Raw genomic sequence first — 18,260 nt, forward strand, 5'->3', positions numbered from 1 at the left:
GCGGCATACGCGTTATGGGGGGGAGCGGTCGCCCATGCGATCCCAAGGTCAGTGCAGTCATGCGCCACACACCTCGTCAGCCGAAGGGCGGTTGATCTGAGGTGGACGTAACGATCCACAGACCCGGCGAGCTGACCCAGTCGCTCTGCCGGGCCTGGCACCGCGCGATGGACGAGTCGCCGGAGTACGCCAACCCTTTTCTGGCCCCGGAGTTCACGATCGGCGTCGGCAAACACCGCGCCGGCGTGCGGGTGGCGGTCCTGCGCGAGGGCGGTGAACCCGTCGGCTTCCTCCCGTACGAGCGCAACGCCCTCGGTGTCGGCCGGGCCGTCGGCCTCGGTCTCTCCGACTGCCAGGCGCTGGTGCACCGGCCCGGAGTCGCCTGGGACGCCCAGGAACTGCTGAGCGCCTGCGGGATGTCCATCTTCGAGTTCGACCACCTGGTGGCCGAGCAGAGACCTTTCGCCCCACACGTCACCGGCACCTTCGCCTCCCCGGTGATCGACGTGAAGCCCGGCGACGCCGGCTACCCCGAGTGGCTGCGGGCCACCTATCCGGGCCTGGCGAAGACCACACTGAAGAAGGAACGGCGCCTCGGCCGCGACATCGGCGACCTGCGCTTCGAGTTCGACGAGCGCGACCCCGCGGCCCTGCGCACGCTGATGCGCTGGAAGTCCGCCCAGTACCGGCGGACCGGACGCATGGACCGCTTCGCCCGTCCCTGGATCGTCGACCTCGTGGACCACCTCTTCCACGTCCGCGAGGAGCACTTCACCGGCGTGCTGTCCGTGCTCTACGCCGGCGACCGGCCGGTCGCCGCGCACTTCGGCCCGCGCTCAAGCACCGTACTGGCCGCCTGGTTCACCGCCTACGACCCCGAACTGCACTACTACTCACCGGGGTTGATGATGCATCTGCGCACCGCCGAGGCCGCGGCGCGCGGCGGGGTCACCCTCGTCGACCTGGGGCGCGGCGACAAGGAGTACAAGGACTGGCTGAAGACCCGCGAACTGCGGGTGGGCGAGGGGTTCGCCACCCGCACCCACCCGGTGGCCGCGGCGCACCGCCTGTGGCGCCGGCCGGTCCGCGGGCTGCGCAACACCGTCCTCGCCCATCCCCGGCTGCGCGACCCGGCGGACCGGCTGCTGAAGACGGTCGGCACACTGCGCGCGTCCCGCCGCCCGGACGGCCTGGACAAGGGGTGAACCGAGCCGCCCGGCGACGGCCTGCCGCACCCGGCCGTCGCCGCCGCGGCCACCCGCCCAGCCACCCGCCCGCCCACCGTTCGCACTATGATCCTGTAAAGGTGAAAATCTAGGGGTTTGCCCTGGTAAGGACGGAGCCTCGGCCGGAGTGAACCATGCCCCGCAAGCGCTCAACGGACGACGACGAGCTGCTGGCCAGACTCAGGTCGCTCACCGCCCAGGCACGCGAGCGGGCCGAGTACCAGCGTTCGCAGGTGGAGCTGGCCATCGCCCTCCAGCGCGGCATGCTGCCCCGGGACCTGCCCGACACCCCCCGCTTCCACCTGGCCGTCCGGTACGCGCCCGCCTGCTTCGGGCTCAACGTGGGCGGCGACTGGTACGACGCCTTCACCCTGCCGGACGGGCACATCGGCCTGTCCATAGGCGACGTCCAGGGCCACAACATCGAGGCGGCCGCCTTCATGGGCCAGGTCCGCGCGGCCCTGCGGGCACTCGCCTCGGTGACCGGCGATCCGGGCGAGCTGCTCGCCCGCACCAACGACCTGCTGGTGTCCCTGGGCAGCGACCTCTTCGCGACCTGCACCTTCATGCGCCTCGACCCGGAGACCGGGGTGCTGGAGAGCGCCCGGGCCGGCCACGTCCCGTTCGTCTGGGCCACCGCCGACGGAAAGTCCGGGCTCGGGGAGGACGAGGGCGGACCGCCGATGGGCATCGAGCCCGGCACCGACTACCCGGTGGCCCGGTACCGGCTCACCACCGGCGGCATGGTCGTGCTGCTCACCGACGGGGTGGTGGAGGGGCCGTCGATGCCCATCGAGGAGGGACTCGACCAGGTGGTACGGCTCGCCGGTGTCGCCGCCGTCGCCGGACTCGAGGCACAGTCCCTGGCCGCCGCCGTGATCAAGGGCGCGGAACGCGTCGGCCACGAGGACGACGCGGCCGTCCTGGTCATGGGCCACGACGGCCTGGACACCACACCGTAGCCCCGGGGCACCGGTACCGGCCACGTCGCGTCGGCCGCGGGCGGCGCCCGCCTCGCCGACCCGGCCGCCGCGGTGTCTGATGGCTGGTGTGGTGGGTAACCAGGAGCTGCGCCGGCCGGCCGTCCTCGCTCTCCGGACGCTGGCCGTCGCCACCTGCTACTACGCGGCAGGACGGCTCGGCCTGCTGCGCCGGCTCACCGTCGAGGGCGCCGTCTTCACCCCCGTCTACCCGCCGACCGGTGTGGCGCTGGCCTGTCTGCTGGTCTTCGGACTGGGCTGCTGGCCGGGCGTCACGCTCGGCGCCCTCTTCCTCGTGCTGTCGCTCGGCACACCCGGGCCCGACGTCCTGGGCATCCTCGTCGGCAACACGGCCGGGCCGGTGTGCGCGTACCTGATGCTGCGCCGGGTCGGCTTCCGCACCCAACTGAGCCGGCTGCGGGACGGCGTCGCCCTGGTGTTCCTCGGAGCGTTCACCGCCATGGCGATCAGCTCCGGCATCGACGTGGCCACCCTCGTCCTGGCCGGCAAGCTCGACACGACCCATTTCTGGCCGATCTGGCTGGCGTGGTGGGTGGGCGACGCGATGGGCGTCCTGATCGTCACCCCGGTCCTGCTGGTGCTGTTCGAGACCCGGGGGCCGCCGTCCCTGGCCCGCTGGAAGGAGGTCCTGGCCCTCGCGGCCGTCGCGGCGGTCCTGGTCCCGGTGGCCACGCACAGCTCCCTGAGCGCGCTGTTCCTCGTCTACCCGCTGCTGATCTGGGCCGCGCTGCGGTTCCGGCTGGCGGGCAGCATGCTCTGCGCCCTGTTCACGTCGGTGATGGCGACGGTCGCCGCGACGGACGGCACCGGCGCGTTCGCCCGGCTGTCCCCCGTGGAGGTGATGGTGAAGCTGCAGCTGTTCAACGGCTCCATGGCGCTGACCGCGCTGCTGCTGTCGGCCGTCATCACCGAGCAGCGCAACACCCGGCTCTCCGTCGCGGAGGCCTGCAAGGAACTGGCCGAGGTCCTGGAACACCTCACCGCGCACGACTCCCCGGCCGGGCGCACCCCGCCGCAGGGGGCGGAACCGCGGCGCGAGCGCGACGCCCGGTGACCGACGCCGCGGGGGACCGGGCCAGCCGCCCGGTCCCCCGCGGAAAGACGATGTCGGGAGATCAGACGGTGCCGCTCGCCGTGATCTCGACCTTGGCCTTCGGGGCACCGCTCTGGGAGCCGTAGCCCTCGATCCTGTCGACGATGTCCTGGCCCTCCACGACCTCACCGAAGACCACGTGCTTGCCGTCCAGCCAGGACGTCACGACGGTGGTGACGAAGAACTGCGAGCCGTTGGTGTTCTTGCCCGCGTTGGCCATGCTCAGCAGGTACGGACGGTCGTGCTTGAGCTTGAAGTTCTCGTCCTTGAACTTCTCGCCGTAGATGCTCTTGCCGCCGGTGCCGTCACCGCGGGTGAAGTCACCGCCCTGGAGCATGAACTGCGGGATGATCCGGTGGAAGCCGGAACCGGCGTACCCGAAACCGTTCTGCCCGGTGGCGAGCTCGCGGAAGTTGCGGGCCGTGTCGGGCACCACGTCGTCGAACAGGCTGAACACGATCCGGCCGGCCGGCTCGTTGTTGATCGAAATGTCGAAGTAAACGTTGTCGCTCATGCAGGTCAACCTATCGCGAACCGTCCCACGGGGCCGCACGGCCCGGGGTGTCGGGGCGCCCGGGCCGCTCAGGAACCCACCAGGGTGTCGAGCAGCTCCCGGCCGACGGGCCAGTCACCGAGACCGCTCGCGGAGTTGAGATGCCCGTGCGCGCCGACGGAGTGCCACGGCGCCCGCCAGCCCGATGCCAGCGCGGCGGAGGCCGTGGGGTCGGCGTAGGGGTCGTCCTCGCTCGCCACCACCAGGGCCGGGCCGGGCAGCGGGCGGGCGGACAGCTCCAGGAACGTCGGCGCGGCCGTGCCCGGGAACGCCGGTCCCCGGGGGTCGGGCGGTGCGGCCAGGAACGCCGTGACCTCCGCGGGCCGCGCCCACGCCAGCCACTCGGCCGCCGCCCAGCAGCCGAGACTGTGCGTCACCAGTGCCACCCTGCCGTCCGCCCCGCCTTCCGCCCGGCCGCCCCGTGCGACGGCGACGTCGTAGGCGGTCTGCACCGCGGCCACCCAGTCCCGCAGCTCGGGCCGGGTCCACGACCCGGGAGCGATCCGCACCGCCGCCTCGCCCCAGGCCCGCTCCCACCGGCTCTGCCAGTGCCTGTCGTCCGACCCGTCGATCCCGGGGATGATGACGTACGCGACCACCGCCGACCGCCCTTTCCGTCGTGACCCGGCCCCTGCCGGGCCCGTCCTGCGGGCGATTCTGGACGGACCAGTGGCGGCGGCGCGGCCCGGCAAGTGATCCAGAGGAAAGTGGGGACGAGGACGATGGAATCACTCGACGACATCGACCGGGCCATCCTGGAGCTGCTCCAGACCGAGGGCCGACTCACCGGAGCCGAGGTCGGACGGCGTGTCGGACTCTCCCAGCCGGCGGCGGGCGCCCGCATCCAGCGGCTGGAGAAGAGCGGTGTCATCACCGGCTACCGCGCCGTCGTCGCCCCCGCCGCGCTCGGGCTCAACATCCACGCCGTGGTCCGGCTGCGCACCACGCACGCCCAGCTGCCGACGGCGCTCGCCCTCGCCGCCCGGACCCCGGAGGTCGTCTCGACGCTCCGGGTGACCGGCGAGGACTGCCTGCTCTTCGACGTGCACTGCAGCCACGCCGAACGCCTCGAGGAGGTCGTGGACTCCCTGGCCCGCCACGGCCCGGTCACCACGTCCCTCGTCCTGCGCGGCTATCCCCCCAAGCCGCTGCCCACGAACCCCTAGTAGCGCCGCTCCAGCCGGTTCAGCACCGCCCCGGCCATGGCTGCCTCGCCCTTGGCGTTGGGGTGGGCCGGGGCCGCCGGCGAGGTCGGCTGGAGGGGCTCGATCCAGCGGTCGGCAGGCGCCTTGCACATGTCGTGGCCGACGGTCGGGCCGTACGTGTCCACGTACCGGGCGCCGTTCCAGGCGGCGACCATGCGCAGCATGAGGTTGAGCCGCTTCCCGGTGTCCCGGAGGTAGGGGAAGTCCTTGGCGGCGAACGGGACCGTCGGATAGCAGCCGCTGCCGTCGTCGGGCAGCAGGTCGGGGTAGCCGACGACCAGGATCCGGGCGTGCGGGGCCCGGGCGCGGATCGCCCGCAGCACCTTGTCGACCTTGGGCGCGGCCTGCGCGATCCTGAGCGTCAGTTCATCGGTGCCGGACGCGTTGTAGTACTGCTGGCAGGGGTTGCCCGTCAGGTCCTTCGAGCTCAGCGCCGCGCAGGTGCCGATGATCGAGCTGAACCCGATGTCGTTGCCGCCGATCTGGACGGTCACCAGGTCGGTGCTCCGCTGCACGGCGTCGAGCTGGGGCCCGTTGGTGCCCTGGGCCTTCCACATCTCGGCGGTCGTCGCCCCGGAACAGCTCACGTCCTTGAACGCGCTCACATGCCGGGCCGCCGCCACCAGCGAGGGGTAGTTGTGGTCGGAGCGGGCGCAGTTCGCGTCGACCTGCGTCGGGATGACCGGGCCCGAGGTGTAGGAGTCGCCGAGCGCCACGTAGCTCGTGCCGCGGTCGTGACCGGGACCGGGGCCGCCGCCGTGCGCCGCGGCCGGTGTCGTGGACGCGGCCACCAGGGCGCAGCCGCCCAGCGCCGCCGCCACGGTGGCCTTCCGCCGGTGCCGTCTCGCCGAACCGTCGGACGGGATGCCGTACGCCATGGAGATCCCCCCAGGAACCAGGACGCGTACGGAACCGGTCCCGACGGGCGGCCCGCACGCGTGTGTCGGGGGTCTGTATACCGCCCGGTAGGAGTCCGAAGCCAGAGGTCGGACGCAAGGAACTGGATCGAGTAACCCGCCCTGCCCGTAAGGGCATCCGGTCCTGCCCGCGATCACGTCGCGCCGATCCCCGCCCTCCGCGATTGAACCTGGAAACCGATCGGTTTACGATGGGCGGGACCCGATGGAAACCGATCGGTTTCCCATCTCTTCGCATGTCTGGAGCGTGAGTGTCATGACCGCGATCAAGGATTCCGTCGTCCTCGTCACCGGCGGCAGCCGAGGCGTCGGAAAGGCGCTGGTGGAAGAGCTGTACGCGCGCGGCGCCGGCAAGGTCTACGCCACCGCCCGCGACCCGCGCACCGTCACCCACCCCGACGCCGTGGCGCTGGCCCTGGAGGTGACCGACCCCGACTCCGTGGCCGCGGTCGCCGAGCAGGCCCAGGACGTCACCATCCTGGTCAACAACGCCGGGGTCGCCACCGGCACCCGCTTCCTGACCTCCTCGGTGGACGACATCCGCCAGGAGTTCGAGACCAACTTCTACGGCCCCCTGCTGCTCACCCGTGCCGTCGTCCCGGTCATCGAGCGCAACGGCGGCGGTCACATCCTGAACGTGCACTCGGTCCTGTCCTGGCTCGCCGAGGGCGGCGCCTACAGTGCGTCCAAGGCGGCGCTGTGGTCGCAGACCAACAGCCTGCGCCTGGCGCTCCAGCCGCGCGGCATCGGCGTCACCGGCCTGCACATGGGCTACGTCGACACCGACATGGCGGCCCATGCCGACGGCCCCAAGGCGAAGCCCGAGGACATCGCGGCGGCCGCCCTCGACGGCATCGAGTCGGACGCCTGGGAGGTGCTCGGCGACGACCTCACCCGCTGGGCCAAGGGCGCCCTGTCGGGCGACCTCGCCGCCATGTACCAGCAGCTCGCCCGGTGAGGGGGACCCGGCATCCGAACGGCACCGCCCCCTTCCGTCCCGGTGTCCGGGTGGGCGGCCCGTTCGGCGGGTGTGCGGGGCCGGTCGTTGAAAAATCCGCTGCCGAAGGGTTGTCGCCGGGTTGCCTCATCACTTAAATCAAATCCTGAACTAAGCAGTGGGGTGCGTCGGTTGGACGTACCCCCTGCCCACCTCAGGGAGCCGCTGATGAGACTGAGATCCTTGGGCGTCGCGCTCGCCGCCATGGCAGCGTTGCTGGCCCTCCCCGTCGCGCACGCGCCGGCGGCGCAGGCCGCTGACACCCCGTTGTCCCAGGGCAGGACCGCCACCGCGTCCTCCGAGGAGAACGCCGGGACCGCCGCCGGGAACGCGGTGGACGGCAACACCGGCACCCGCTGGTCGTCCGCCTTCACCGACGACCAGTGGCTCCAGGTCGACCTCGGCGCCACCGCCCAGGTCAACCAGGTGGTCCTCAACTGGGAGACCGCCTACGGCAAGGACTACAAGGTCCAGATCTCCGCGGACGGCAGCAACTGGACCGACCTGCAGTCCGTGACCGGCGGCGACGGCGGCACCGACACCCTCACCGTCTCCGGGCAGGGCCGCTACGTCCGGATGCTGGGTGTGCACCGCGCCACCCAGTGGGGCTACTCGCTCTGGGAGTTCCAGGTCTACGGCACCACCACCGGCACGCCCCCGGTCCAGGGCGGCGGCGACCTCGGCCCCAACGTGATCGTCGTCGACCCGTCCACGCCGAACCTCCAGGCGACGTTCGACTCCGTCTTCGCCCAGCAGGAGTCGGCCCAGTTCGGCACCGGCCGCTACCAGTTCCTGCTCAAGCCGGGCACCTACAACGGCATCAACGCCCAGATCGGCTTCTACACCTCGATCTCCGGGCTCGGCCTCAACCCCGACGACACCCAGATCAACGGTGACGTCACGGTCGACGCCGGCTGGTTCAACGGCAACGCCACCCAGAACTTCTGGCGCTCGGCGGAGAACTTCGCCATCACGCCGTCCAACGGCACCGACCGGTGGGCCGTGGCTCAGGCGGCCCCCTTCCGCCGTATCCACGTCAAGGGCGGCCTCAACCTCGCCCCGAACGGCTACGGCTGGGCCTCCGGCGGCTACATCGCCGACTCGAAGATCGACGGCACGGTGGGCCCGTACTCCCAGCAGCAGTGGTACACCCGCGACAGTTCCGTCGGCGGCTGGACCAACGGCGTCTGGAACATGACCTTCTCCGGAGTCGAGGGCGCACCCGCGACCGACTTCGCCACCGGCTCCTACACCACGCTGGACAACACCCCGGTCTCGCGTGAGAAGCCGTTCCTCTACCTGGACGGCAGTGCCTACAAGGTCTTCGTCCCGGCCAAGCGCACCAATGCGCGGGGCGTGTCCTGGCCGGCCAACGCGGGCACCTCCATCCCGCTGGACCAGTTCTACGTCGTCAAGCCCGGCGCCACCGCCGCCACCATCAACCAGGCCCTCGCCCAGGGCCTCAACCTCCTCTTCACCCCGGGCGTCTACCACCTCGACCAGACCATCAACGTCACCCGCGCGGGCACCGTGGTCCTCGGCCTGGGCCTCGCCACTCTGGTGCCGGACAACGGCGTCGACGCCATGCACGTCGCCGACGTCGACGGCGTCAAGCTCGCCGGGTTCCTCATCGACGCGGGCACCGTCAACTCCGACACCCTGCTGCGGATCGGCGACCCCGGCTCCACCGCCGACCACTCCGCCAACCCCACCTCCATGCAGGACGTGTTCGTCCGCATCGGCGGCGCCGGACCCGGCCTCGCCACCAACTCCGTGGTCGTCAACAGCAACAACGTGATCATCGACCACACCTGGCTCTGGCGCGCCGACCACGGCAGCGGCGTCGGCTGGGACACCAACCGCGCCGACTACGGCCTCAGAGTCAACGGCAACGACGTCCTCGCCACCGGCCTGTTCGTCGAGCACTTCAACAAGTACGACGTCTACTGGAACGGCGAACGCGGCCGCACGATCTTCTTCCAGAACGAGAAGGCGTACGACGCCCCGAACGCCGCCGCCATCACCCACGACGGCGTCGTCGGCTACGCGGCCTACAAGGTCGCCGACACCGTGACCACCCACGAGGCCTGGGGCCTGGGCAGTTACTGCAACTACACGGCCGATCCGACGATCGTGCAGTCCAACGGCTTCCAGGTGCCGACCGGTTCGGGCATCAAGATGCACGACCTGCTGGTGATCTCCCTCGGCGGCATGGGCCAGTACGCCCACGTCGTCAACACCACGGGGTCGCCGACCTCGGGGACCAGTACCACCCCGTCCAAGGTGGTCCAGTTCCCGTAGCCGGCCGGGCCCGGCCGGACTAGGCCGTCCGCCGCCGTGCCGGACGCCGCCGCAGCAGCAGCCGTCGCGCGGGACGCTCCACGCCCTCGTAGAGGAGCCAGGACAGGCCCAGCGACACGGTGAACGCGACGGCGGCGACGACCGTGCCGGTGAACAGGTCGAAACGCGGGCGGGTGCCGAGCAGGTGGGTGCCCGCCCGCAGCACCAGCAGATGGACCATGTAGAACGCGAACGACAGTTCGCCGAGGCGGACCAGCCACCGGCGCCGCCACAGCGAGGGCAGGCCGTGCAGGTCCGCGACGGCCGCCGCCGGGATGAGCAGCGCGAAGCCCGTGATGGTGCAGGCGGTCGCCGCGTACTCGGCGGTGACCTGCGGGACCAGGAAGTAGCCGATGACCGCCAGCGCCAGCGAGGCCTCCAGACCGGGTCCGCGCCACCGGCCGAGCAGCACCAGACGCGCGGTGGCCGCGCCCAGCACGAACTCCGGCAGCCGGGCGGCCGGGAAGGAACTGATCGGCTGCGTCCACCAGTGGTGCGCGTCCGTCCAGGCCAGCGCCAGCACCGTCAGCAGGGCCAGCGCGGCCAGCGCCGTGGCGCCCCGCCCGCCCAGCCGGCGCAGCAGCAGCGCCAGCAGCGGGAACGCGGCGTAGAAGAACGCCTCGCAGGCCAGCGACCAGCTGACCGGGTCCAGCGTCTGCCACCACGGCCGCCACCAGGAGTGCACAAGGAACACGTCGGCGAGGCCCTGCAGCGGGGTCGGCCTCGGCTGGCGGGGCAGCGTGCACACCATGACCAGCGCGACGGCGACGGTGACCAGGTGCACCGGGTAGACCCGGGCGACGCGCCGCCACCAGAAGCGCGTCGCCCGGTCGCCCGGCCGCGCGGACCACATCAGGACGAACCCGGAGAGGACGAAGAAGAACGACACCCCCGAGGCCCCGGCCTCGAACCCCCAGGACACGATGCGGCCACCGGTGCCGCCGAAGTAGCGGAAGTTGTGCACGTGCAGCCCGAAGACCAGCAGTGCGGCCATCCATCTCAGTCCGGTCAGGGAGGGCAGCGAAGGGGCGGAGGCGGACGGCAGGGTGCGGGCGGGTGGCGCGGCGGCCGGAGCGGTCGGAGGGGCCTGGGTCGCCGTCGTCATCGAGTCACCTGCCGGAGGGTTCGCGCGTGGAGCATGAAACGGAGCGTTGCCCGTTCCATGCCTTTCATTCCGGCTTTGTACAAAACATCACACCAACGCCGAGGCGCAGCCTCCGCCATCCGGGCCGTGGCCCCCGCCGCGCTCCGCACGCACCGGAGTGGCGCCTTGACCCGCGCCTTTGGGGCGCGGGCGGTGCGTCGCAAGACGGGGGCACGGACGGATGACGCCGGCCGCCGCCGCGTTGACGGTGCGGCAGTGCCCCACTTCGAAAGGAGCGCTCATCGCGTGGCCGCCGTGGCGACGGCGCTCGGCCGGTACTCGGACGGAGTGCCCCGGACCGCCGACGGGACCGTGGACGCGGCCGCCGACGGCCCCCGGGCGGGAGCCTGTGTGGTCCCCCGTTGCGTGGGCGCGACACTCGGGCGCGGGCTGGGGGTGGCGGGAGCCGGGGATCCCGACGGGTGGTGCGGGGCGGTGGGGCTGACGGTCGGCGGCGCGAGGGGGACCTGGGGGGAGTGCGGCGCGGCAGGCGCCGTCAGATGCAGCGACAGGGCGACGCCGACGGCGACGGCACAGGTCACCCCGGCTCCGGCCACGGTGCGGACGAGCCGGCGGCGGCCCGCGGACCGGCGGATCTCCTCGTAGCGGCCCGGCGGCGGACCGAGGTGCGCGGCCGGCGGCCGCAGGATGACCGCGAGGGGGTCGTCGGGGCCGTCGAACTCGGGTTCGTCGTCAAAGCGTGTGGTCAAGGCTTCTCCTCAGTTGGCCGCGGAGCAGTTCTCGGGCCGCGTGCAGATCGGCCTTGACGGTTCCTTCCTTGCGCCCGGTCAGCTCGGACACCTCCCGGATCGGCATGTCAGCGTAGTAGTGCAGCAGGATCGGCACCCGCAGCCGCTCGGGCAGCGACTGCACCAGCAGCCGTACCGAGGGGTCCGACGGCTCGGTGTGCGGGCGGATCGCGGCCTCCGAGCCGGCGCGGCGCACGGCACGGCGCTCGCGCTCCAGCTTGCGCCAGTGGTCCCGGACGAGGTTGGCCGCGGTGACGTAGAGGAAGCCGCGCGGCTCCTCCACCTTCGTCCACCGGGCCCACAGCCGGGTGAAGGCCTCCGAGGCGATCTCGTGCGCCGTCTCGTCGTCGTCGACCAGGCGGCGGCACCAGCCGGCCAGGCGCGGGTACAGGGCGGCGAAGAGCTCGGAGGCCGCCGTGTCACGGGACCGTTTCAACGTTCTCCAGGGTCGAAGGGGGCGAGCGAAGGTGCTCGCTCGCCGGGGAGGATGCGGGACCGGTGGCGTACGTTCCACCGGTCCCGCATCCGATCCGGCGGGTCAGGGTGTCGTGCCGGTCAGCGTGGCGAAGACGATGACGTTGTCGAGGTAGCCGTCGCCGCCGCGCGGACCGCCGCAGGTGATCAGCCGCAGCTCCGGGCGGTCCACGTCCCCGTACACGTCCTGCGTCGGGAACGCGGCCTTGGCGACCGTACGTACCTCGTCGACGGTGAACACCGCGGACCTGCGGTTCTCCAGGCGCACCGCGACCTGCTCGCCCCGGCGCAGCTCCGCGAGCCGGCGGAACACCCCGTCCCCGTAGGCGCCGACCGTGACATGGCCGAGGATCACCGACGGGCCGGTCTGCCCCGGGGTGGGGGAGTGGCGGTACCAGCCCGCCCGGTCGTGCGCCGTGATCGGCGGCACCTGCACCGTGCCGTCGGCCGCGAGGCCCAGCCGCAGCAGCGGGGTGTCCACCCCGATCGCCGGGATGCGCAGCCGGACCGGCACGGAACGCCCGAGCGCGGCGGGGGTACCGGAGGCGGCCGTCTCCGGGGACGGCGAGGTCGCCGTCCGCCGGTGGGCGGCCGGGGCGGTCCGGTCCGGTGCCCGGCCCGCGCAGCCCGCCAACAGCGAAGCCGTCGCGGCGGTGGCGAAGGCGCGCCTGGAGAGCGGGGTCATGCCCCGGTCGCCCGGCGGCGGCGGACGGCGAACACCGTCGCGCCCGCGGCGAGCAGGGCCGCCGCACCCCCGCCGATCAGCGCGCTCTCGGAGCCGGAGCCCGTGGACGGCTCCGCCACCCCGGTGTCGGGGGCGCCCGCCGGCACCGCCGCGACCTGGTGCGCGTCCCGCGTCGGCGCGGGGGCCGCGGTCCGGCTGGGCACGGCGGACGGCGCCTCGGACGGGACGGCGGACGGTTCCGCGGACTGGGCGGGGGACGGCGCCACGGTGGCGACCGGGCTGGGGGTGGTGCCGTCGGCGAACGCGGGCACGGTGCCCGCCAGGACGGCGGTGCAGGCGAGTGCCGTGGCGCTCAGGACAGTTCGGCGCATGAGGACGCTCTCTTTCGTCGGCCCGCGGTGGTCGGGGCGGGCTGAGTTACGGATCGAGCGGAGAGACGACCCGGCACCCGGACAGGTTGTAAAGGAATGGCAAAGTCGTGCGGCGGTGACGCCCGGGGCGGACGTTGTCCGGATCGCCACCAGACTTGAGTGGTTTGTTTTCTTGAATCACTCGTGTTTAAGGCGATAGGTTGACGTCATGACCGCATCCCAGCCCCCGACGACCGCCGCTGAGCTGCGTGGCGCCGGCCTGCGGGTGACGGCCGCCCGCGTCGCGCTGCTGGAGACCGTCCGCCACGGCGACCACCTCGACGTCGAGGCGATCGCCTCGGGCGTCCGGGAGCGCGTAGGCCACATATCACTTCAAGCCGTGTACGACGCGCTGCACGCGCTCACCACGGCAGGACTCATACGCCGCATCGAACCGGCCGGCAGCCCGGCCCGGTTCGAGGGACGCGTCGGCGACAACCACCACCACGTCCTGTGCCGGTCGTGCGGTGCCGTCGCCGACGTCGACTGTGCGGTCGGAGACGCCCCGTGCCTGACCGCCTCGGAGGACCACGGCTTCGCGATCGACGAGGCCGAGGTCATCTACTGGGGCCTGTGCCCCGCCTGTTCCACCGTCAGCAGTTCCTGAGTACGTCCAGCAGTTCCTGAATACGTCCAGCAGTTCCTGAGTACGTCGATCCGCCCATTCCGGAAGGATTTCCCCCATGTCCGAGACCCAGGAGAACGCCGCGGGCCAGTGCCCGGTCGCGCACGACCGCGCACCGCACCCCACCCAGGGCGGCGGCAACCGCCAGTGGTGGCCCGACGGGCTCAACCTGAAGATCCTTGCCAAGAACCCCGCCGTCGCCAACCCGCTCGACGAGGGTTTCGACTACGCCGAGGCGTTCCAGAGCCTCGACCTCGCGGCCGTGAAACGTGACATCGCGGAAGTGCTCACCACCTCGCAGAACTGGTGGCCGGCCGACTTCGGCAACTACGGCCCCCTGATGATCCGCATGGCCTGGCACAGTGCGGGCACCTACCGCATCTCCGACGGCCGCGGCGGCGCCGGCGCCGGCCAGCAGCGCTTCGCCCCGCTCAACAGCTGGCCGGACAACGGCAACCTCGACAAGGCGCGCCGTCTGCTGTGGCCGGTCAAGAAGAAGTACGGCCAGGCCATCTCCTGGGCCGACCTCATGATCCTCACCGGCAACGTGGCCCTGGAGTCGATGGGCTTCGAGACCTTCGGCTTCGGCGGCGGCCGCGTGGACGTCTGGGAGCCGGAGGACGACGTCTACTGGGGTCCCGAGAAGGTCTGGCTCGACGACCAGCGCTACACCGGCGACCGTGACCTGGAGAACCCGCTCGGCGCCGTCCAGATGGGCCTCATCTACGTCAACCCGGAGGGCCCCAACGGCAACCCGGACCCGATCGCCGCGGCCCGCGACATCCGCGAGACCTTCCGCCGGATGGCGATGAACGACGAGGAGACCGTCGCCCTCATCGCCGGCGGCCACACCTTCGGCAAGACCCACGGCGCCGGCCCTGCGGAGAGCGTGGGCGCCGAGCCCGAGGGCGCCCCGATGGAGCAGCAGGGCCTCGGCTGGAAGAGCACCTACGGCAGCGGCAAGGCCGGAGACGCGATCACCAGCGGTCTGGAGGTCACCTGGACCACCAAGCCCACCCAGTGGAGCAACGACTTCTTCAGCATCCTCTTCGGCTACGAGTGGGAGCTGACCCAGAGCCCCGCCGGCGCCAACCAGTGGGTGGCCAAGGACGCCGAGGCGATCATCCCCGACGCGCACGACTCGTCGAAGAAGCGCCTGCCCACCATGCTCACCACCGACCTGTCGCTGCGCTTCGACCCGATCTACGAGCCGATCGCGCGCCGCTTCCACGAGAACCCCGGCCAGTTCGCGGACGCCTTCGCCCGGGCCTGGTACAAGCTGACCCACCGTGACATGGGCCCGAAGTCCCTGTACCTCGGCCCGGAGGTCCCGGCGGAGACGCTGATCTGGCAGGACCCGCTGCCCGCGGCCGAGGGCGAGGCCATCGACGCCGCCGACGTGACGGCGCTGAAGGCCAAGCTCCTCGACTCGGGCCTGACGGTCTCGCAGCTGGTCTCCGCCGCCTGGGCGTCGGCCTCGACGTTCCGCGGCAGCGACAAGCGCGGCGGTGCCAACGGCGCCCGGATCCGCCTGGAGCCGCAGCGCGGCTGGGAGGTCAACGACCCGGACGAGCTCGCCCAGGTGCTGCGCGTCCTGGAGGGTGTCCAGCGGGACTTCAACACCGGTGCCAAGCAGGTCTCCCTGGCCGACCTGATCGTCCTCGGCGGTGCCGCGGCGGTGGAGAAGGCCGCCAAGGACGCCGGTGTCGACATCGAGGTGCCGTTCGCCCCGGGCCGGGTCGACGCGACCGACGAGCACACGGACGCCGAGTCCTTCGCGGCCCTGGAGCCGACCTCGGACGGCTTCCGCAACTACGTCGGCAAGGGCAACCGCCTGCCCGCCGAGTACCTGCTCCTCGACCGCGCCAACCTGCTCGGCCTCAGCGCCCCCGAGCTGACCGTCCTCGTCGGCGGTCTGCGTGTCCTCGGTGCCAACCAGGGCGGCTCGAAGCACGGCGTCCTCACCGAGACGCCGGGCGTGCTGACCAACGACTTCTTCGTCAACCTGCTCGACATGGGCACGACCTGGAAGTCCACCTCCGAGGACCAGTCCACCTTCGAGGGCCGCGACGACAGCGGCGCGGTCAAGTGGACCGGCACCCGTGCCGACCTGGTCTTCGGCTCCAACTCCGAGCTGCGCGCCGTCGCCGAGGTCTACGCGAGCGACGACGCCAAGGAGAAGTTCGTGAAGGACTTCGTCGCCGCCTGGACGAAGGTCGCCGACGCGGACCGCTTCGACCTGGTCTGACCTTCCGGCACCTGATGCCCGGGCCGGCTCCCCGTGAGCCGGCCCGGGCGCTGTCGTCTTTACGGCTCCTTGGTCAACTCCCCACCGGGGCAGGTGCGTAGCGCGCTGCACATGAGTCGTTCTTTACCCCACCATGACCTCGACGCCCGTTGTTCACGCGACCTTCGCAGACTCTGCACGTCCTGAACCACCCCCCGTACCGGCCGCCCACGGGAGTTCCGAGCATGAGTCACGGACACAGCCACGACCACGGTCACCCGCACCACCATCACCACCACGGGGACGGCGACGCCGCCTCGTCGCTGCCGCCCGCCCTCGATCTGTCCGTCCCCGACGAGGAGCTGACGCCCGGTCAGCTCTCCCGCCGCTCGATGCTGCGCCGCACCGGCCTGCTGGGCGCCGGTCTCGCGGCGGGCAGTGTCCTCGCCGGTGCGGGCCAGGCCGCCGCCTCGGTCGCCTCCGCCCACTCCCAGAACAGCCGCTCCGGCGGCTACCTGTGGCTGGCCGGCGACCACCACATCCACACCCAGCACAGCTCCGACGCCAAGTACCGGGTCATCGACCACGTCCGGCAGGCCAACGCGCACGGCCTGGACTGGATGGTCATCACCGACCACGGCAGCGAGACCCACGCCAAGATCGGTGTCGAGAAGGTCAACCCGGACATCGTCGCCGCCCGTGACGAGATCGACGACACGCTGGTCTTCCAGGGCCTCGAGTGGAACATCCCGGCCGCCGAGCACGGCACGGTCTTCGTCCACCCCGGCAAGAACGAGGTCGCCGTCCTCAAGGAGTTCGAGAACTCCTTCGACGGCTCGGTGAAGGGCGCCTCCGCGGGCACCCCCGCCAACGAGGCGCTGGCCATCTCCGGCCTCAACTTCCTCGCCGAGCAGGTGCAGCGCCGCACGGTCAGGGACGCGCTGTTCCTCGCCAACCACCCGGCGCGCAAGGGCATCGACTCCCCGCACGAGATACGCGCCTGGCGCGACGCCCAGCCGTCGATCGCCGTCGGCTTCGAGGGCGCCCCCGGCCACCAGGCGGGCGGCCTGCCCAAGCCGAACGGCCCCGGTTCGGCCCGTGGCATCTACGACAACAGCCCGAGCGCCGACTCCTTCGCCGGCTACCCGCTGGAGAGCTACCGCACCTGGGGCGGCTTCGACTGGATGACCGCCACCGTCGGCGGCCTGTGGGACAGCCTGCTCGCCGAGGGCAAGCCCTGGTGGATCACCGCCAACTCCGACTCCCACAACGTCTACGCCGACACCGCGGTACGCGGCCCGAACAGCGACTTCAACGCCAACGGCCGCTACAACGACCCGGTCTACGGCACCGGCATCAGCCTCACCGACACCGACTTCTGGCCCGGCCAGTACTCCCGCACCCACGTCGGCGCCGCCTCCTTCTCCTACAAGTCGGTCATGGACGGCATCCGCGCGGGCCGGGTCTGGGTGGACCACGGCGGTCTGATCAGCGGCCTCGACGTCAAGCTGGGCTCGGGCTCCCGCGCGGTGACCCTGGGCGGAGTGCTCCAGGTCCGCAAGGGCAGCCGGGTGGACCTCGTCATCGAGATCAGCCTCGCGGGCGGCCCCAACTGGGCGCAGTTCGTGCCGTCGCTGGCCCGCGTCGACGTCATCCAGGGCGATGTCACCGGTGCCGTCTCCGACAAGGACACCTTCGCCACGCCCACCACCAAGGTCGTGAAGTCCTTCGAGGTCAACCAGGCGACCGGCTCGGTCAAGCTGACCTACTCCCTCGGCCGCCTCGACAAGCCGGTCTACGTCCGGCTGCGCGGCACCGACGGCAACCGCTCCGCGGTCGGCATCAACGGTGCCGCCGTGGACCCGGCCGGCCCGGCCATCGACGTCCTCGGCGACGCCGACCCGTGGAAGGACCTGTGGTTCTACTCCAACCCGATGTGGGTCCTGCCCGCATGACCTCCCCGCACCACGCGTCCGGCGTCCACTCCGTCATCGGGGTGGACGCCGGTACGGCGACCCTGCGCGAGGCCGACCACCTGATCCACCGGGTGCTCGGCCAACTGGCACTCACCGAGGGCGTGTTCGCCTGCACCCACCTGTACCGCACCGGTGAACGCCGGGGCACGGCGGTGTCGCTGGCCGTCCCGGAAGCGGACGTGGACGTGGACGCGCTCTGGCCGGAGCTGCTCGGCATGCTCCCGGAAGGCGCCGGCCTCGCCCTGGCCGGCCGCAGCCACGGCCCGGACGACGCGGTGGACACCGCCCGCCTGGCGGCCGCCGCACCCCCCGCCTCCGGCCGGGCCGTGGCCTACCCCGGCGTGGCCCACCTGACCGGCACCGTCACCGTCGCGGACCTGCTCGACCGCACCGCCATCGAGCAACTGGTGGTCCTCGGCGCACCCGCCGCCGAACTCCCGCCCGCCACCCGGGTCCTGACCCAGGACCACGTACGCCCGGAGTGGCGCGACGGCGTCCTCACCCTCACCCTGGTCCCGGCGGCGGGCGGCCTGCTGGCTCCCTTCGAGGTCCCCAACCCCACCCCGTGCTGCGCGGACCACATCTGACCCGAGGGTAACCCCTTAGTGACATGCCCTGGTCAATTCTGTCAGGCTTCG

The 18,260-nt window shown here is 71.8% G+C and carries 18 protein-coding genes; 10 read left to right on the forward strand and 8 right to left on the reverse strand.

Translation table 11 applies throughout. The features are described 5' to 3' along the window. The first annotated feature begins 101 nt into the window (after positions 1 to 101). The 3 genes from ABZ887_RS13660 to ABZ887_RS13670 all read left to right on the forward strand — a co-directional run bounded on the left by ABZ887_RS13660 (position 102) and on the right by ABZ887_RS13670 (position 3,281). Positions 102 to 1,205 (forward strand): GNAT family N-acetyltransferase, encoded by a 1,104-nt coding sequence (locus ABZ887_RS13660; RefSeq protein WP_361287514.1) that lies wholly within the window; start codon positions 102 to 104, stop codon positions 1,203 to 1,205. A 155-nt stretch (positions 1,206 to 1,360) separates the two neighbouring features. Then, positions 1,361 to 2,188 (forward strand): PP2C family protein-serine/threonine phosphatase, encoded by an 828-nt coding sequence (locus tag ABZ887_RS13665; protein ID WP_361287517.1) that lies wholly within the window; start codon positions 1,361 to 1,363, stop codon positions 2,186 to 2,188. A gap of 79 nt (positions 2,189 to 2,267) precedes the next feature. After that, positions 2,268 to 3,281, forward strand: coding sequence for an MASE1 domain-containing protein (locus ABZ887_RS13670; RefSeq protein ID WP_361287520.1), 1,014 nt, complete (start codon positions 2,268 to 2,270; stop codon positions 3,279 to 3,281). Positions 3,282 to 3,342: 61 nt separating this feature from the next. Here the strand turns inward: ABZ887_RS13670 and ABZ887_RS13675 are convergent, their stop codons facing one another. Next, entirely contained in the window at positions 3,343 to 3,834 is a 492-nt protein-coding gene (locus ABZ887_RS13675; protein ID WP_361287523.1) for a peptidylprolyl isomerase, read from the reverse strand. A 68-nt stretch (positions 3,835 to 3,902) separates the two neighbouring features. Further along, complete coding sequence (locus ABZ887_RS13680) at positions 3,903 to 4,472, reverse strand: alpha/beta hydrolase (protein WP_361287526.1); 570 nt, start codon at positions 4,470 to 4,472, stop codon at positions 3,903 to 3,905. A gap of 123 nt (positions 4,473 to 4,595) precedes the next feature. Between ABZ887_RS13680 and ABZ887_RS13685 the strand changes: the two genes are divergently transcribed. Further along, complete coding sequence (locus tag ABZ887_RS13685) at positions 4,596 to 5,039, forward strand: Lrp/AsnC family transcriptional regulator (protein ID WP_361287529.1); 444 nt, start codon at positions 4,596 to 4,598, stop codon at positions 5,037 to 5,039. Here the strand turns inward: ABZ887_RS13685 and ABZ887_RS13690 are convergent. Further along, entirely contained in the window at positions 5,036 to 5,956 is a 921-nt protein-coding gene (locus ABZ887_RS13690; protein WP_361287532.1) for an SGNH/GDSL hydrolase family protein, read from the reverse strand. The two genes, ABZ887_RS13685 and ABZ887_RS13690, sit on opposite strands and share 4 nt — an antisense overlap. A gap of 295 nt (positions 5,957 to 6,251) precedes the next feature. On the opposite strand from ABZ887_RS13690, the gene ABZ887_RS13695 reads away from it, so the two are divergent. Both ABZ887_RS13695 and ABZ887_RS13700 read left to right on the forward strand, forming a co-directional pair. Beyond that, positions 6,252 to 6,953, forward strand: a complete 702-nt coding sequence (locus ABZ887_RS13695; protein WP_361287535.1) for an SDR family oxidoreductase — start codon at positions 6,252 to 6,254, stop codon at positions 6,951 to 6,953. A 207-nt stretch (positions 6,954 to 7,160) separates the two neighbouring features. Beyond that, complete coding sequence (locus ABZ887_RS13700) at positions 7,161 to 9,293, forward strand: discoidin domain-containing protein (protein ID WP_361287538.1); 2,133 nt, start codon at positions 7,161 to 7,163, stop codon at positions 9,291 to 9,293. A 19-nt stretch (positions 9,294 to 9,312) separates the two neighbouring features. Here ABZ887_RS13700 and ABZ887_RS13705 read toward each other — a convergent pair whose 3' ends face one another. The 5 genes from ABZ887_RS13705 to ABZ887_RS13725 form a co-directional block, all read right to left on the reverse strand. After that, a complete protein-coding gene (locus tag ABZ887_RS13705; RefSeq protein WP_361287541.1) occupies positions 9,313 to 10,437 on the reverse strand; it encodes an acyltransferase in 1,125 nt (374 codons plus the stop codon). A gap of 278 nt (positions 10,438 to 10,715) precedes the next feature. After that, entirely contained in the window at positions 10,716 to 11,186 is a 471-nt protein-coding gene (locus ABZ887_RS13710) for a hypothetical protein (protein WP_361287544.1), read from the reverse strand. Next, positions 11,170 to 11,661 (reverse strand): RNA polymerase sigma factor, encoded by a 492-nt coding sequence (locus ABZ887_RS13715; protein ID WP_361287547.1) that lies wholly within the window; start codon positions 11,659 to 11,661, stop codon positions 11,170 to 11,172. The genes ABZ887_RS13710 and ABZ887_RS13715 overlap by 17 nt, the downstream gene beginning before the upstream one ends. A gap of 102 nt (positions 11,662 to 11,763) precedes the next feature. Beyond that, on the reverse strand, positions 11,764 to 12,384 hold the full coding sequence (locus ABZ887_RS13720) for a class F sortase (RefSeq protein ID WP_361287550.1): 621 nt from the start codon (positions 12,382 to 12,384) through the stop codon (positions 11,764 to 11,766). Beyond that, positions 12,381 to 12,755 (reverse strand): LPXTG cell wall anchor domain-containing protein, encoded by a 375-nt coding sequence (locus ABZ887_RS13725; protein ID WP_361287553.1) that lies wholly within the window; start codon positions 12,753 to 12,755, stop codon positions 12,381 to 12,383. The genes ABZ887_RS13720 and ABZ887_RS13725 overlap by 4 nt, the downstream gene beginning before the upstream one ends. Positions 12,756 to 12,963: 208 nt before the next feature. Here ABZ887_RS13725 and ABZ887_RS13730 point away from each other — a divergent pair, with 208 nt between their 5' ends. The 4 genes from ABZ887_RS13730 to ABZ887_RS13745 all read left to right on the forward strand — a co-directional run bounded on the left by ABZ887_RS13730 (position 12,964) and on the right by ABZ887_RS13745 (position 18,209). After that, positions 12,964 to 13,401: a Fur family transcriptional regulator gene (locus tag ABZ887_RS13730; RefSeq protein ID WP_089103592.1), complete on the forward strand. Its 438-nt coding sequence runs from the start codon at positions 12,964 to 12,966 to the stop codon at positions 13,399 to 13,401. A 76-nt stretch (positions 13,402 to 13,477) separates the two neighbouring features. Continuing rightward, entirely contained in the window at positions 13,478 to 15,667 is a 2,190-nt protein-coding gene (katG, locus tag ABZ887_RS13735) for a catalase/peroxidase HPI (RefSeq protein WP_361287556.1), read from the forward strand. Between the two features lie 224 nt (positions 15,668 to 15,891). Continuing rightward, entirely contained in the window at positions 15,892 to 17,601 is a 1,710-nt protein-coding gene (locus ABZ887_RS13740; protein ID WP_361287559.1) for a PHP domain-containing protein, read from the forward strand. Next, complete coding sequence (locus tag ABZ887_RS13745; RefSeq protein WP_361287562.1) at positions 17,598 to 18,209, forward strand: hypothetical protein; 612 nt, start codon at positions 17,598 to 17,600, stop codon at positions 18,207 to 18,209. The genes ABZ887_RS13740 and ABZ887_RS13745 overlap by 4 nt, the downstream gene beginning before the upstream one ends. The last annotated feature ends 51 nt before the right edge of the window (positions 18,210 to 18,260 follow it).

This window comes from Streptomyces sp. NPDC047061, assembly GCF_040643955.1.
Classification (GTDB): Bacteria; Actinomycetota; Actinomycetes; order Streptomycetales; family Streptomycetaceae; genus Streptomyces.

Excerpts from the sequence above, each read along its gene's own strand:
- ABZ887_RS13695 (WP_361287535.1), top strand. The coding sequence starts at position 6,252 with ATGACCGCGATCAAGGATTCCGTCGTCCTCGTCACCGGCGGCAGCCGA.
- ABZ887_RS13740 (WP_361287559.1), top strand. The coding sequence starts at position 15,892 with ATGAGTCACGGACACAGCCACGACCACGGTCACCCGCACCACCATCAC.
- ABZ887_RS13675 (WP_361287523.1), bottom strand. The coding sequence starts at position 3,834 with ATGAGCGACAACGTTTACTTCGACATTTCGATCAACAACGAGCCGGCC.
- ABZ887_RS13725 (WP_361287553.1), bottom strand. The coding sequence starts at position 12,755 with ATGCGCCGAACTGTCCTGAGCGCCACGGCACTCGCCTGCACCGCCGTC.
- ABZ887_RS13665 (WP_361287517.1), top strand. The coding sequence starts at position 1,361 with ATGCCCCGCAAGCGCTCAACGGACGACGACGAGCTGCTGGCCAGACTC.
- ABZ887_RS13685 (WP_361287529.1), top strand. The coding sequence starts at position 4,596 with ATGGAATCACTCGACGACATCGACCGGGCCATCCTGGAGCTGCTCCAG.
- ABZ887_RS13720 (WP_361287550.1), bottom strand. The coding sequence starts at position 12,384 with ATGACCCCGCTCTCCAGGCGCGCCTTCGCCACCGCCGCGACGGCTTCG.
- ABZ887_RS13700 (WP_361287538.1), top strand. The coding sequence starts at position 7,161 with ATGAGACTGAGATCCTTGGGCGTCGCGCTCGCCGCCATGGCAGCGTTG.
- katG (WP_361287556.1), top strand. The coding sequence starts at position 13,478 with ATGTCCGAGACCCAGGAGAACGCCGCGGGCCAGTGCCCGGTCGCGCAC.
- ABZ887_RS13745 (WP_361287562.1), top strand. The coding sequence starts at position 17,598 with ATGACCTCCCCGCACCACGCGTCCGGCGTCCACTCCGTCATCGGGGTG.
- ABZ887_RS13670 (WP_361287520.1), top strand. The coding sequence starts at position 2,268 with ATGGCTGGTGTGGTGGGTAACCAGGAGCTGCGCCGGCCGGCCGTCCTC.
- ABZ887_RS13690 (WP_361287532.1), bottom strand. The coding sequence starts at position 5,956 with ATGGCGTACGGCATCCCGTCCGACGGTTCGGCGAGACGGCACCGGCGG.
- ABZ887_RS13705 (WP_361287541.1), bottom strand. The coding sequence starts at position 10,437 with ATGACGACGGCGACCCAGGCCCCTCCGACCGCTCCGGCCGCCGCGCCA.
- ABZ887_RS13730 (WP_089103592.1), top strand. The coding sequence starts at position 12,964 with ATGACCGCATCCCAGCCCCCGACGACCGCCGCTGAGCTGCGTGGCGCC.